This is a genomic window from Paraburkholderia fungorum (genome assembly GCF_046027605.1).
Taxonomy (GTDB): domain Bacteria; phylum Pseudomonadota; class Gammaproteobacteria; order Burkholderiales; family Burkholderiaceae; genus Paraburkholderia; species Paraburkholderia fungorum_F.
In genome coordinates this window covers 259424-274369 of the sequence record NZ_JAQQEF010000006.1, presented here as the reverse complement: position 1 = coordinate 274369, position 14946 = coordinate 259424, and the positions used below count along the sequence as shown (strand labels likewise).

Below are 14946 nucleotides of genomic sequence, written 5' to 3'. Positions count from 1 at the left end.
CGACTGGCAGCGGATTGGCCGAGGCCAGTGGCTAGAGAGGAGCCTTAGGGTTCGTGCAGGACCGCTCCGCCGGGCGCCGCTGCCTGAGACGTGAAGGTATGCGAAGGGAACGATGCCGTGCCTGCTGCAGCCGCAGCCGAAGGCGTACCGGCAAGCGAGGCGAGCTGCGCCCATGCCGCCGCGGCGTTGGGTCTGAGGGAACGATTGCGACGATGCACGAGCAGTGTCGTCAGATACATTTCGGGAACCAGCGGCCGGCTCACGAGTGACGCGCCTGGTGCGGGCCAATGTGCATCGACAGGTAAAACGCCGACACCGAGGCCCAATTCGACCATGCGCAGGACCGCTGCAATATGTCCCAGTTCCTGCACCGGCCGCCGTTTCAGGCCATGTGCGTTGAACGCGAGTTCGAGCGCGGCGCGCACGCCGGCGTCGGCATTCAACGTGACGAGCGCCCAGTCCTGCAACGCAGGCCATGCAACGCTCGCTTGCCGCGCCAGCGGATGCGCGGGCGGCATCACGACATGCAGCGGCGTCGTGAAAACCACTTGCGCATGCAACTGATCTCCGCCAAGGGGCTCGGCCACCGAGACCACGCCGAAGTCCACTTCCCCCTGCTCGACACTCGCGATCACACCGCTTTGCGGTTGATCCTTGACGGACACGATCAGCTCGGGAAATGCCGACGCACAATGAGCAAGCCCCTGCGCCACCCAGCTCGACGAGAGCACAGGATTGCTTGCCAGCACAACTACACCGGTGTGTCCGTCATAAGCGGCGCGTTCTTCGCGCAGCGTCAGCTCGATTTCATCGAGCAGGCGGCCGATTCTGCGCTCCAGACTCGCGCCCGCATTCGTCAGTTCTACCTGACGCGTCGTACGGTCGAACAGTTTCAATTCGACCGCGTCTTCAAGTTCGCGCACACAGCGGCTCACCGCCGACTGCGTCAAATCGAACTCGCGCGCCGCGCGCGTAAAACTCCTTTCACGCGCGACGGCGACAAACACCTTGAGCTGCTGCAACGAAACATTCATAACGTCACTGCCGGGCGTAGACCGGTCACCCTATTCCCCTGTCTGCTCAGGCCAGTGGCTCATCCGCGAGGACTTGCTGCCGGCAACCGCCAGCACGCCCTGGGGCTCGTTGTGCGATTCGATCCAGCGTGAACGCATTGGCGCAAGAATGAACTTCGCGGAGATGCCCGCGGCGATCGTGACCACGGCGGAGACGACAAACACCAGGCTCCAGCCGCCTGTGGCCGACAGCACCGAAGCGATCGGCACGATCAGTGAGGCCGTGCCCTTCGCGGTATAGAGCGTACCCGCATTGGCCGCCGCATATTTGCTGCCGAAGGTGTCGGCGCAAATCGCGGGGAAGATCGAGAAGATTTCCCCCCAGAACAGGAAGATCAACGCGGCGAACGTCATGAACGCATACGGGTTGCTGCCGTACTGCATGAGGCCGAGCAACGCAAGGCCCTCGCCGATGAAGATCACGAACATCGTGTTTTCACGGCCGAGTTTGTCGGAGATGAAACCGCACAGCGGACGAGTAAAACCGTTGCAGATGTTGTCGATGGAAAGCGTGGCGGTGAGCAGCGGCAAGGTCATGCCAAACATCGTCATGGGGATGCGCGCGAGGCCCCAGTCTTTCGCGATCGGGCCGATTTGCGCGGTCGCCATCAAGCCGCCCGCGGCCACCGCGACGAACGACACATACATCACCCAGAACACCGGCGTCTTGATCATCTGGCCTGGCGTGTAATCGACCTTGGTCACCGCGAACTTCTTCCTGGGTGCAGCTTGCAGACGCAGGTTCGGCTTCTTCAACAATAACGCGAGCAAAAGTATGGATACGCCCTGCAGAATGCCGAAGAAAAAGAAGGTGTGCTCGTAGCCCGAGCGCGTGATCATGTTGGCAATCGGAATGACGGTCACGGCCGCGCCGGCGCCAAAACCCGCCGCGGTCAACCCGGCTGCGAGACCGCGGCGATCCGGAAACCACTTCAACGCATTGCCCACACAGGTCCCGTACACGCCGCCCGCGCCGATCCCGGCAATCACCGCCGACACATACAACATCGGCAAGGTGGTCGCATATGAATTCATGACCCACGCGATACCGGCGCATACCGCGCCGCCGGCGACCACCGGGCGCGGCCCGAACTTGTCGACCAGCCAGCCCTCCACCGGCACGAGCCATGTTTCAGTGAGGATGAAGATAGCGAAGGCGAGTTGAATGGATGCTTCGCCCCAGTGATGCCGCGCATTCATCGGTGTGACGAACAACGTCCATGCGTATTGCAGATTGGCCACCAACGCCATGCACATCATGCCGATGACGAGCTGCCACCAACGGTTCGCCCAGAATACGCGAGCAGTGGTCTGCTGAGTAATATCGTCCATGCGCCTTGTCTCCGCTATTTATTCAGTACGACAGACTGTCTCGCCGTACTGTGTGCGTTTCATCTTTTCGTTATGACCCGAACAGCCTTGCCATCCGGGAATATTTAATATTTTCGTCTTCCTTCAATTCTCATTATTTAAAAGCCGTTTTGCCAGAGCGATTGCTTTAACAGGTCAGTTCTTTATTCCGATCAATCAGGCAATGGCAGTGCATGAACTTTCGCTGCCGCCCCCGCCACGCCTCAATCCAAGCGTTAACCCGAGTACTGCGCCGAGTACTGCTCCGACAATTCCGCTTGTTAGCTTCTTTACAGACCCATGCTAGGGTCATTGCTGAATTACTAATAATTAAAGTTTGTTATTATGTTGATTCACGTTTGTTTATACATCGGTCATGACGATGCGCAATGCGACTCTGCGGCAACTAAAGGTCTTTGAAACGGTAGCGCGCCACCTGAGCTTCTCGCGTGCCGCGGAAGAATTGCATCTGACGCAGCCCGCCGTCTCCACCCAGGTCCGGCAACTCGAGGAACACGCAGGGCTGCCGCTGTTCGAGCAACTCGGCAAAAAAATCTATCTGACACCGGCCGGCACCGAGATGCTGCACTACAGTCGCGCGATCATTCAGCAGTTCCACGAAGTCGACGAGGCGATGAGTCAACTCAAGGGCGTCTCCGGCGGCAAGCTGAATGTCGCGGTGATCAGTGCCGGCGACTACTTCTTTCCGCGCGTGCTGGCCGAGTTCACGCGGCGCTACTCGGGCGTCGTGCTCAATCTCTCCGTGCACAATCGCGAGGAGCTGTTGCATCAGCTCGCAACCAATCAGACCGATCTCGCGGTAATGGTGCGCCCGCCGCACGAAACCGACGCCACCAACGAACCATTCGCGCCGCACCCTTATGTGATCGTGGCGGCGCCCACGCACCCGCTCGCGAACAAACGCAACATCAAGATGAGCCAGTTGGCGAGCGAGGCCTTTATCGTCCGCGAGCGCGGCTCGGACACATGGAATTCGATGGAAGAAGGCTTCGCCGGCCGTCTCGCCAATCTCAAGATCGCGATGGAGATCAAGAGCACCGAGACGATCAAGCAGGCCGTCATTGCCGGCATGGGCATTGCGTTCCTGTCCGCGCATACGATCAGTCTCGAGTTGCAGCTTGGCCATCTGGTCGTGCTCGACGTCGAGAGCTTTCCCGTCATGCTCAACTGGTACGTCGTGCATCGGAAGAACAAACGCCTGCCGCCGGTTGCCGTCGCCTTCAAACGTTTCCTGATGGAGGAAGGCGCGAGTCTCATCGAGAAAATCACGCGCGTCAGGGAATTGAGCGTCTATAAGCAGTAGGCTATGCAAAGCCAATAAAACTTTAATTATTGCAAATTGATCAGCATCCCTATGCTGCAAGTGAGCTCTCGCTTGGGTTCTTCCCGCTTGAGTTCTTCCACTTGTCAGCCCAGGAGGGCGATCATGAACCACGCTTCGGTTGAGTCCCATGCCAGCACGCGTACAACGAGCGTCAGCCTGGCTAGTCCTGATGACGCCCATCTGAGTGCATTCAACGCAGCCTTTAGCGATCTTGGCCTGCGGTTCCGCTGGGACCAGGCCACACTCGACGTGTTGAAGGAATTCACCAGTGAAGCGGCGCGCATCACTGCCTACATCGAGCGGTTTCACGCCCATCTTCACAGTGCATACGACGCCGAGTTTCTTGCCCAGATGATCCTGAGCAAGAAGGCCCGCTACTACAACGAATTCGCGGCGACCGGCGATTGAGCGTTGCGGCGGGACGACCCCGCCATGCGCTCCGTTTGCCGCTCGACGCGTTGGTGTATTCATTCTTGACGGTACATCGCACGGTGACTGATGCGTTGGCGGACAGACCCGCGCTTTTGCGCGCGCATGTTCCCGGTGCGCATGTTCCCCGTGTTATGCCAGCTGTGGCGATGCCGGTATGCGGCCGCGCGCACTCTTTCTGGCGTTATCTCGCGCAGTGCCCAAGCTTGCTCTTCGCCACCGTGCCATTCGATGCGCGCCAATAATCCATGCCGCTCGAGCGCCAATCCCTCGCAATGTCCGGCGAACGCATGAGTGCGTGAACCGCGATCTTTCGAGTACTCGCGGCTGAGCATCAGATGCGTGCCCAGGGCGGCGGCCAGCACACTCATTGCAAGCAGCGCCGCGAGCCCGAACGGCTGCGCCTGTTCAGTGACAAAGCCGTAGCCCAGCCATCCACACAGCAGCAGCGCTGACACATTGACAATGCCATGGCCCGGAAGCGCCGCCGCGCTCAGGTCCAACGTACCGCGCATCTTGCAGAATGCGATAGCTGACGTGGCGAAGACCAGCGCACCGATGAAGACCGCGGCGTACAGCTCGATACGTTCGAGATTCGCCTGCGACGCCGCCGACAGATAGCGCGCAAATCCGCCCAACATGACAGCGAGCCCTGCGGCGCTGCCGAGTAACGCGACGAGCCGCGGCCGTCGCGTCATAGCGCGACCTCGCGCACAGCAGCCAAGGTATTGCTCAAGGTACCGATTCCGTCGATCGAGACCGTCACCGTCGCGCCGTCCTTGATCGAGCCGACACCCACCGACGTGCCGCACGCGATCACATCGCCGGGCTCGAGCGTCAGGTCCTGCGAAATCAGACGCACTTGCTCGGCCGGAGAAAACACCATGTCGTCGAGCGGATAGTTCTGCCGCTCCACACCGTCGACCATCGTGACGAGTCGCGCTGAGCGCCAGTCGAAACCGGACACGATCGAGGGGCCGATACAGCAGAACGTATCAAAACCTTTTGCCCGGCACCATTGCGGGAAGTGCGGATTCTCGTTCAGCAGATCGGCGGCGGTCACGTCGTTGATGAGCGTATAGCCGAAGATCGATTCAGCAGCCTCCTCAGCACTCGCATCGCGGCAGCGCCGCCCGATCACAATGCCGAGTTCGCCTTCGTAGACAATCTTGCCCGCGTAGCTGGGCGGCCGCCGGATCGGTTCACCCGAGCCGATCACCGATCCCGCCGGCTTCAGCAGAAATAGCGGATGTGACGGCACGGGCTTGTCGAGCTTCGCGGCGAGCGCGTGATAGTTATTCCACAGCGCGACGACCTTGCCGGGCGCACAAGGCGCGAGCGGCGTGAGTGCGCGAGTCGACAATACAGCGCCGGTCGGCACCGGTTGATCGAGACTTTCGTACTCGTGCAGATAACCGCCTTCCACCCGGCCGAACACGACGCCACCGCCGCTCGACATGAAACGCATCCACGTATCCATTCGTCACTCCTTGAGCAAACCGGCGCAATACTCCTCGCTCTTCCAGATCGCGTACTGCGAGGAAGACCGCGCCGTCATCACCAATGCATTGGATCAGCCCCGCGCCAGGCGCGTGCCGACACGTCTACGCGTTCAAATCGCGCCGGCAGTGCGCAAGGCGCTGATCTGCTCGGGCGAATAGCCGAGTTCCGCCATGACCTCGTCGGTGTGCTCACCCAGCAGCGGCGAGCGTTTGACTTCGGTCGGGCTGTCCGACAGTTTGATAGGATTACCAACGGTCAGATACTTGCCGCGGGTCGGATGATCCACTTCGACAATCGTGCCGGTTTTGCGCAGCGACGGCTCTTCGGCGATTTCCTTCATCGACAGAATCGGCCCGCAAGGAATGTCGTATTTATTGAGGATCTGCATGGCCTCGAACTTGGTCTTGGTCATGGTCCAGCGCTCGATCTCGGCGAAGATGTCCTTCAGATGCGGCAGGCGCGCGGCAGGCGTCGCGTAGTCCGGATGGGTGGCCCACTCTTCTTTCCCGATCACGTTGCAGATCTTCGCCCACACCGGCGCCTGCGTGATGAAGTAGATATAGGCATTCGGATCGGTCTCCCAGCCCTTGCACTTCAGAATCCAGCCTGGCTGGCCACCGCCCGAAGCATTGCCCGCGCGCGGCACCGCTTCACCGAACGTCCCGTTCGGATATTGCGGATACTCTTTCATCGTGCCGGTGCGTTCGAGCCGCTGCTGGTCACGCAACTTTACGCGGCACAGGTTGAGCACGCCGTCCTGCATCGCGGCGAGCACCTTCTGGCCACGGCCGGTTTGCGTGCGCTGATACAGCGCCGTGACAATCCCGAGCGCCAGATGCAGGCCCGTGCCGCTGTCGCCGATCTGCGCGCCGCTCACTACCGGCGGACCATCGTCGAAACCGGTGGTCGACGCCGCGCCGCCCGCGCATTGCGCGACGTTCTCATAGACCTTGCAGTCCTCGTAGGGGCCAGGGCCGAAACCCTTCACCGAGGCGACGATCATGCGCGGATTCAATTCCTGAATCCGCTCCCATGTGAAGCCCATCCGGTCCAGCGCGCCGGGCGCGAAATTCTCCACCAGTACGTCGCACTGCTGGATCAGCGTCTCGAGAACCTGCTTGCCTTCCGGGTTCTTCGTATCGATCGTGATCGAACGCTTGTTGTGATTGAGCATGGTGAAGTACAAACTGTCTACGTCGGGGATGTCGCGCAGTTGCTCACGCGTGATGTCGCCGGCACCGGCCCGCTCCACCTTGATCACGTCCGCACCAAACCACGCGAGCAATTGCGTGCAGGTCGGGCCCGATTGCACATGGGTGAAATCGAGAATGCGCACACCGTCGAGTGCTTTGCTCATGTCCAAGTCTCCTGATCAGTCAGTATTGTGTGCAACGGTTATCGACCGGTGCGCCCGCTTCGATAACGCCCGCTCGCGCGGATGGATGGTGTCCGAACTCGTTTGATATATCACATACCATATTTTAGAGATCGTCAAGCGAGGCTTAACCCTGCCACCCGTCCACGCCCTGGATTGAACACGTAAAAAAGCCTGCAGTGACAACGTCACTGCAGGCTTTTTTCGATCCGTAGCGTGGCGCCAACCCGGCGCTCAGGTCCTCAATCCAGAAAATCGCAATTCGCTTCGACAAACGCCGCCAGGTCAAGCGAATGCTGGCGTGTAAGCCGCTCGGCAAGCTCGGTATCGCGCTGCTCCAACGCCTCGATGATGCGCAGGTGATCGACGATCGAACGCGACGCGCGGTCGCTTTGCGAAATGGTCATGCGGCGAATCGCCCGCACGTGGATAAAGATGTTTTTGATCGTGTCGAGAATGATCTGCGACTTCGACAACTCGACGATCGCCTGGTGAAACGCGATGTTGGCGTCCGAATACTCGGCGATATGCTCGGCCGGCGTGGCGTCGCGAAAATGGTCGAACATGTGGCGCAAGCCGGCGATTTCCCCGTCCGTGGCATGCAGCGTGGCAAGACGCGCCGCCATGCTTTCGAGCGCGGCCCACATCTGGATCATTTCGACGATCTCGCGCTTGCTCTTACGGACGATATAGATACCGCGCCGCGGCACCATGCGCAGAAAACCCTCCTGTTCGAGGAGCGTCATTGCCTCGCGAACCGGCGTGCGGCTCACGCCCAGCGATTCGCTCAGCACGCGTTCGTCGAGACGGATTTCCTCGCGCGTCTGGTAAATATCCGCGTCGGCAATGGCCTGGCGGAGCATGACATACGCCTGGTCGCGCAAGCTCGCGCTCGCGCCGATGGGTTGCAGCGACAACGTTAAAGGTGTGGCCACTGCTTCAGTTTGAAGTTCTGACGACATTCATCGCCTCTTGTTGAACACGCGCACGGTAGGGCGCCGCCGCAGTCACGCCGCCAGCTTCGCCCAGACCGACGAATCGGCCATGTTGCGCAGCGAGCTGTGCAATCGGCTGCGAAATCCAGCCGGTCAGGATGACTGTGGCGGCAGAGCCTAAACCCACGACAGCAACGGCAAGCAGCGAGAGAGGAACAAATTCCATTTTGCAACTCCGGATGATCGAGTAAGGGAAGACCCCAATCATATGCTGCAACGCCACAGAAATCAATATTCCGTATGTAGTATATCAGTCAAACCTGTTTTCAGGATGATCAACCGAAGGTAGCACGCGCAGGCTGCGGGCGGTTTTTCTGCTGCTCCACACGTGCAGCGCTCCGTGTAAACGCGCAAAACGCGCGCTAAGCGCGCAGTTGCGTTCGATGATCGCGCAATTTCGCCCTAATGCGGATTGTGGGAACCGCTACGCATCATTAACCTTCGGGGAATCCTGTCCTGAACCAGCCGCGGCCGCTAGCCGCCTCTGCCGTGCGCGTCCGGACAGCCCTAGCGAATACGAAGGAGACACCGTCATGAGTACCACCATCCCGAGCGCCATTGCCGACAACCGCACGGCGCGCAGCCGGGCACGCAAAGCGGCGCTTGGCAGCTTTGTCGGCGCCGTGGTCGACTGGTACGACTTCTTGCTGTACGGCATCGTCGCCGCGCTCGTCTTCAACGCCGAGTTCTTCCCGAAGGTCAGTCCGGCGATGGGCACGCTCGCCGCCTTCGCAACCTTCGGCGTCGGTTTTCTGTTCCGGCCGCTCGGCGGCTTCGTATTCGGCCACTACGGCGACCGGCTAGGACGCAAACGCATGCTCGTCCTCACGGTGATGATGATGGGCCTCTCCACCGCCGCGATCGGCCTGCTGCCGGCCTTCTCCAGCATCGGCTGGTGGGCGCCCGTGCTGCTCGTGACGTTGCGCGCGATCCAGGGCTTCGCGGTGGGCGGCGAATGGGGCGGCGCGGCCTTGATGGCGGTCGAAAGCGCGCCGGAGAAGAAGAAGGCGTTCTATAGCAGCGGCGTGCAGGTCGGCTATGGCGTGGGTCTCGTGCTCTCGACCGGGTTGGTCGCGATCATCAGCCGTTCGATGGACAACGCGTCGTTCCTGAGCTGGGGTTGGCGCCTGCCCTTCCTGTTCAGTGTGGTGCTGGTGCTGATCGCGCTGTGGATCCGCTCGAGCATGGAAGAATCGAAGGAGTTCGTCGAGAAAGTCGGCGAACACGGTGAACGCAGCGTGCGGCTGCCGATCGTCGAGGCATTGCTGAAGCATCCCAAGGCGTTCCTCCTGATCATCGCGCTGCGGCTGGCCGAGTTGTTCACGATGTATATCGTGACCGCGTTCGCCCTGAACTACTCGACCGCGAATCTGCACATGCCGCGCGAGTTCTTTCTGACGATCGGTCTGCTGGTCGGTGCGGTGAGCTGCGTGACGATTCCCTGCTTTGCGGCACTCGCTGACCGATTCGGCCGCCGGCGCGTGTATATCGTCGGCGCGCTGGTCGGCATGTTTAGCGCGGTGCCGTTCTTTCTTGCGCTCGAAGCACGCTCGACCGTGTGGATCGTGATCTTCGCGGTCATGCTCGCCAATGTGGCCCACGACATGGTGGTGAGCGTGCAGCAGCCGATGTTCACCGAACTGTTCGGCACCGAGTACCGCTACAGCGGCGCGGGCGTCGGTTATCAGGTGGCGAGCGTGGTCGGCGGCGGCTTCACACCGTTTATCGCGGTGGCGCTGGTCAGTTTTGCCGGCGGCTCGTGGCATCCGGTGGCGGCTTATCTGGCGATCGGCTGTCTGATCTCGGTGGTGGTCGCGGCGAAGATGAAGACCGGACGAACCGTTGCCTGATAGGGCGAATCGTCATTGCGGGTGGGTCGGCGTGGCGAATCGCTACTGCCGGCATTCCCCTCAGCTTCTCCCATGGTTTCGCATTCCCAACCTTCGGGGCACGCCTTCTTACCGAGGCGGGTCCTTTCTTGCGTCTGACTCCGGTAGTTCATTCCCGACAGCCACGCTGCATCGCCGCAATTCGGCAAATTACGGTCGTATTTCACCAGGCTAATACCTTATGTATTTGCATCTCATATTGCAAAGGCCAAGTTCGCACCCTATCGTTTGTCGCAGCGAGTTTTATATCGAATTCGCACACGCCATATGAAACATGAATGCATATATCAACGGCACACGCAGCGACATTCTTTACGCCGCGACATTAAAGCCTTGTGCATAAGGCGCCGATAACAAAAGCATTCGTCACGGAGACCGACCATGAGCAGTATCACCGAGCCGAACGAAAATTCAGGCTCTGCCCCATTCTTTTCCAAACAGGCCACCTTTGCGAAGCCGGGTTTTTCCCGCTGGATGGTCCCGCCCGCAGCCCTGGCCGTTCACCTCTGTATCGGCCAGGCGTACGCCTTCTCCGTGTTCAACGGTCCGCTGACCAAAGTCATCGGCATTACGCAATCCGCCGCTGACGACTGGTCGTTGACCTCACTCGGCTGGATCTTTTCGCTGGCGATCGTGTTCCTCGGTTTGTCGGCGGCATTTGCCGGCAAGTGGCTCGAGCATGTCGGCCCGCGCCGCACGATGTTCACTGCGGCATGCTGCTTCGGCGGCGGCTTCCTGGTCTCAGCGCTCGGCGTGTACCTGCATCAGATCGCGCTGCTCTATCTCGGCTATGGCGTCATCGGCGGGATCGGACTCGGCCTGGGGTATGTGTCGCCGGTGTCGACCTTGATCCGCTGGTTCCCGGACCGCCGCGGCATGGCAACCGGCATGGCGATCATGGGCTTCGGCGGCGGCGCGATGATTGCCGCGCCTTTGTCGGTGGCGCTGATGAACCACTTCCGCAGCGCGACCAGCATCGGCGTGGCCGAGACCTTCATCGTGCTCGGCATTGCGTACTTCATCTCGATGTCGATCGGCGCACTCGCGATCCGCGTGCCGCCGGCAGACTGGAAGCCGGCCGGCTGGACGCCGCCCGCGACCAACCAGAAGAAAATGATTTCGCGCAACCACGTGCATATCGACCAGGCGTTGAAGACACCGCAGTTCTATCTGATCTGGCTGGTGCTGTTCCTGAACGTGACGGCCGGCATCGGCATTCTCGGCCAGGCTTCGGTGATGATTCAGGAGAGCTTCAAGGACACCGTGACGGCTGCCGCGGCGGCCGGTTTCGTCGGTCTGCTGTCGCTGTTCAACATGGGTGGCCGTTTTGTGTGGGCCTCGGCTTCGGACTGGGTCGGCCGCAAGAACACCTACTTCATCTTCTTCGCGCTCGGCGCCGTGCTGTACTACCTCGTGCCCGGCTTCGCCGCATCCGGCCAGATCGCCCTGTTCGTGCTCGCGTACTGCGTGATCCTGTCGATGTACGGCGGCGGCTTCGCGACGGTGCCCGCGTATCTCGCGGACATGTTCGGTACAGCGTTCGTCGGCGGCATTCACGGCCGCTTGCTGACTGCCTGGGCCGCCGCGGGTGTCGCGGGTCCCGTGCTGGTGAATTACATCCGTGCCTATCAAGTGGCGCACGGCGTTGCCAAGGCAGATGCCTACACGATGACGATCCACATCATGGTGGTGCTGCTGGTGATCGGCTTTGTCTGCAACCTGCTCGTCAAGCGTGTCGACGACAAGCACCACATGAACGACGCACAACTCGCCAAAGGCGCCTAAGGAGACCCGTATGCCGACGATTCAAGCCGTTCATCCGACCAACAAGGTCAAACTCGCCGTCTTCTGGCTGTATGTGACGCTGCCGCTGGCATGGGGTGTAGTCAATACGCTCTCGCAGGCGATGAAGCTGTTCAAATAAGCGTTGCACCGCACCCCGCACGATCGAACGTGCGGGGTGTGAGAAAAGCTTGGCGACGCGCGCACAAACCGCGCGCGTTCTCTCACCCTTCTTTGCCGGCTACCACTGGTACGCCGCACCGGCGCCGACTGTCGTCGTGGCAGAACTGATGCCCGCGCCGAGCTTCACCTTGAGGCTCTGTGTAACGCGCGCCGACAAGCCCACCGCCACCGCCTGATAGCCCTTATAGCCGGCTGTTCCGACACCGATCGCGAGGTTCTTGCCGGTATCGACCTCCGGAACCATGGTCAGCGCGATAGCTGACGCCGTGCCCGAATAGGCGTTGCGCGCCATCTCGCTCATGCCGCCCTGGAACTGCTGCATGTTGACGGCGTCGCTGGGCGCCTGTCCCGCTGCGACGTTAGTGATGCGGCGTTCGTTGCCCGCCGAACCGACCGATACCGTGTTCGACAGATCGGCAACCGAGCCCTCGCCGATCGCCACCGAGTTCGGCGCACTCGCCTTGGCGCCGCCGCCGATCGCCACCGACCCGTTGCCGATTGCCTGCGCCGCGTTGCCCGTGCTGTTGACGGCGACGAAGGCGTTGCCGGTGACTGCGTTGTTCTGGACCACCTGATTGATATTGACAAGCTGCTGACCGAGGCTGCCGAGCTGCTGATTGGTGTTCCAGAGTTGCGCGCCGGTGACGGCGTCGGTGCTGGTGGCCGATAGGTCACCGTCCTGCAGGTTGGTGAGCGTGACCTTCGGCGCATTGGCTGCCGTGCCGCCGAGCGTGACCTTGTCGTGCGCGGAATTGTCGTACTGGACCGCATTCGCCACCGAACCGCTGATGTTGTTGATCGTGGTTTGCAGTCCGGCAATATCGCTGCTGTTCTGCGTCACGCGGCCATCAAGATTGGTGATTGCGCTGCCGACGTTGTTCACGACCGTGCCGCCCACGCTGTACGACGGCGCGCTCACCGAGCCGTCCGGATTGACCGTCGAGCCGCCGCCGAGCGCCACCGCCGTGCTCGCCGCGTGCGTATAGAGTTGCGCACCGTTGATCGCATCGGTGCTCGCGGCGTTGACCGCGCCGGACGCGACGCCGGTCACCACCCGATTGCCCGCCAGACCCGCCATGTTGATGAGAGCCCCGTCCGTCGTCGCGCCGACGTTGATGATGCGTGACACAGGATCTTGCGTGACGATGCCGATGCCGCCGGTCTCCATGTTCTGCTGCAAGGTGGTAAGCCCACTGTCGAGCGAACCGAGCGCATCGCCGACCGTAGTTTGCGTGCCGCCTTGCACGTGATACGTGGGACCGCTGACCGAACCGTCGGCGTTGATCTGCGCGCCGCCGCCGAGCGCGGCCACCATCGGCTTGAGCTGGCCGACGTTGGCTGCGGACGTATCCGCGGTGCCCGCCGCTACACCCATCAGCTCGCGTGCGCCTGCGGTGCCGGTGAAATCGACGCTGGTGCCGTCGGTGTCTTTCGCTACAGTGAGATTGCGCGAGGTCTGATCCTGCTGGACGAGGCCGAGCTCGCCGTTCGTGATCTGATTGGTGATATTGCTTACGTCTCCTTCTATCGTCGTGGTGCGCGCGTCGAGGTTGGTGATGGTGGTGGTGTTGTCGGTAACACGCTGATCGAGGTTGGTGATGCTGGTGGTGTTGGCGGCAATGTCGCTGGTGTTCTGCGTCACGGTCGCGTTCGTTGCGAACAGTTGCGAACCGTTCACGGCGTCCAGGCTGTCGGCGGAGAGTGCGCCGGCGCGCACGTTGGTGATCCTCACCGGCGTGCCGGTGTTGCCCAATGTCACCGTGTCATGCGAAGTGGAGTCGTACTGAACCGAGTCGGCGCTCGCGGCCTCGCCGGTGACGGCCAGAGCGGACAACGCCGCGCCGACGTCGTTATAGGTCCCGCCGCCGATCTTGTACGTTGGCTTCGTGACCGTACCGTCCGCGGCAACGGCCGCTCCGCCACCCACCGTAGCCAGCGCACCTTTCAGCTGCGAGATATTGACGACATCATTGTTCTGGGTACCGGCCGCGACATTGATGATCTGGCGCTGCGCGGTGGTGCTCCCGACGGAAACCACATCAGCGCGGTCGGCTGCGGAATCGGCGCCCAGCGCCACGGAACCAGCGGCGCTGGCGCTCGCGCCGGAGCCGAACGCAATCGCCTTTGTGGCGGCCGTTGCAATAAACGCATTGCTACCCGCGGCAATGGAATCTTCCGCGTTCGTCTGAACGTTTGTGCCGAGGGCCAACGCGTTGGCATTCTGTACCTTCGCGAGATAGCCGATCGCCACGCCGTTTTCCGCAAAGGAACTGGTCGTGGCGCCGGCGCCCACGACCGTTGAATTCAACGCGAGCGCTCCTGCCCCTGAGCCCACTGCGGTGGCACCATTCAGCGCCGCCCCCGAACTCGCACCAACCGCCAGTGAGCCATCACCTAAGGCAGTCGCTCCCACACCGACCGCCATGGCGTTCTCTCCATATAGCGCTGTGGTTGTCAAAGCCGGTGTAATCACGGGACTGACAGCGATATACTGGGTGACCGGTACGTCGTCTGCTGCAGTCACGGCGTTCGCTCCCAGCATTCTGGAACTGTTCGCCGTAGTCGCAGATAACTGGGAGACTTTCACCAGGAGACCAGCAGCCGTCCCCGTAGGAGCGTTCATCATCGCATTGAGGGGCTGCGTAGACGCGCTGCCATTCAGATCCGATGATCTCTCCACCGCAGCACAATCCGCACTGCTCTCCCCGCACTCCGCCGCACTCGCCGGCAGCACAAACGCCAATCCGCCGAGCAACCCCGCCCCCGCTGCCAGCAGCACGCCACTGGCCGATGCACTTTTGGCGCCACGGCGCTTCGCCACCTCCGATGCCGCGACGTACGTGCGGGTCGTTCTATTCCAAACAGTCTTGTAAGTCTTATTCAACATTCCTCCCAATCTTTTATCGAACCGATTTACCAAGATTTTTCTTACGACATCCTAAATATCTAGCTCAAACGCAGAGAAACTTAAGAACGCAGCGCTTTCGGTCAACCGACAAACGCGACGCCGCCAGTGTGCCGC

At 61.2% G+C, this 14946-nt stretch carries 13 protein-coding genes; 5 read left to right on the top strand and 8 right to left on the bottom strand.

Translation table 11 applies throughout. The features are described 5' to 3' along the window. Positions 1–44: 44 nt before the first annotated feature. Both PQR53_RS13360 and oxlT read right to left on the bottom strand, forming a co-directional pair. Entirely contained in the window at positions 45–1034 is a 990-nt protein-coding gene (locus tag PQR53_RS13360; RefSeq protein WP_408454175.1) for a LysR family transcriptional regulator, read from the bottom strand. Positions 1035–1064: 30 nt separating this feature from the next. Beyond that, complete coding sequence (gene oxlT / locus PQR53_RS13355; RefSeq protein ID WP_408454172.1) at positions 1065–2405, bottom strand: oxalate/formate MFS antiporter; 1341 nt, start codon at positions 2403–2405, stop codon at positions 1065–1067. A gap of 394 nt (positions 2406–2799) precedes the next feature. Between oxlT and PQR53_RS13350 the strand changes: the two genes are divergently transcribed. Next, positions 2800–3747, top strand: coding sequence for a LysR family transcriptional regulator (locus PQR53_RS13350; RefSeq protein WP_179738303.1), 948 nt, complete (start codon positions 2800–2802; stop codon positions 3745–3747). A 123-nt stretch (positions 3748–3870) separates the two neighbouring features. Beyond that, positions 3871–4176, top strand: coding sequence for an HAD family hydrolase (locus PQR53_RS13345; RefSeq protein WP_408454169.1), 306 nt, complete (start codon positions 3871–3873; stop codon positions 4174–4176). A gap of 59 nt (positions 4177–4235) precedes the next feature. Here the strand turns inward: PQR53_RS13345 and PQR53_RS13340 are convergent, their stop codons facing one another. The 5 genes from PQR53_RS13340 to PQR53_RS13320 form a co-directional block, all read right to left on the bottom strand. Further along, the gene (locus PQR53_RS13340; protein ID WP_408454166.1) at positions 4236–4895 is read right to left on the bottom strand and encodes an NAD(P)(+) transhydrogenase (Re/Si-specific) subunit beta; all 660 of its coding nucleotides are present in this window, start codon (positions 4893–4895) and stop codon (positions 4236–4238) included. Beyond that, positions 4892–5677, bottom strand: coding sequence for a fumarylacetoacetate hydrolase family protein (locus PQR53_RS13335; protein WP_408454163.1), 786 nt, complete (start codon positions 5675–5677; stop codon positions 4892–4894). Before PQR53_RS13335 ends, PQR53_RS13340 begins: the two co-directional genes overlap by 4 nt. Positions 5678–5809: 132 nt before the next feature. Continuing rightward, complete coding sequence (gene frc, locus PQR53_RS13330) at positions 5810–7057, bottom strand: formyl-CoA transferase (RefSeq protein ID WP_408454160.1); 1248 nt, start codon at positions 7055–7057, stop codon at positions 5810–5812. Between the two features lie 260 nt (positions 7058–7317). Then, positions 7318–8037, bottom strand: coding sequence for a GntR family transcriptional regulator (locus PQR53_RS13325; protein ID WP_408454157.1), 720 nt, complete (start codon positions 8035–8037; stop codon positions 7318–7320). Continuing rightward, positions 8015–8236: a hypothetical protein gene (locus tag PQR53_RS13320; protein WP_408454155.1), complete on the bottom strand. Its 222-nt coding sequence runs from the start codon at positions 8234–8236 to the stop codon at positions 8015–8017. Before PQR53_RS13320 ends, PQR53_RS13325 begins: the two co-directional genes overlap by 23 nt. Positions 8237–8603: 367 nt before the next feature. On the opposite strand from PQR53_RS13320, the gene shiA reads away from it, so the two are divergent. The 3 genes from shiA (at position 8604) to PQR53_RS13305 (ending at position 11883) form a co-directional block, all read left to right on the top strand. Next, entirely contained in the window at positions 8604–9920 is a 1317-nt protein-coding gene (shiA, locus tag PQR53_RS13315) for a shikimate transporter (protein WP_408454153.1), read from the top strand. A gap of 420 nt (positions 9921–10340) precedes the next feature. Continuing rightward, the gene (locus PQR53_RS13310; RefSeq protein ID WP_408454150.1) at positions 10341–11744 is read left to right on the top strand and encodes an L-lactate MFS transporter; all 1404 of its coding nucleotides are present in this window, start codon (positions 10341–10343) and stop codon (positions 11742–11744) included. A gap of 10 nt (positions 11745–11754) precedes the next feature. Continuing rightward, a complete protein-coding gene (locus tag PQR53_RS13305) occupies positions 11755–11883 on the top strand; it encodes an MFS transporter small subunit (protein WP_408454147.1) in 129 nt (42 codons plus the stop codon). A 99-nt stretch (positions 11884–11982) separates the two neighbouring features. Here the strand turns inward: PQR53_RS13305 and PQR53_RS13300 are convergent, their stop codons facing one another. Beyond that, positions 11983–14811, bottom strand: coding sequence for a YadA-like family protein (locus PQR53_RS13300; RefSeq protein WP_408454145.1), 2829 nt, complete (start codon positions 14809–14811; stop codon positions 11983–11985). Positions 14812–14946 lie beyond the last annotated feature (135 nt).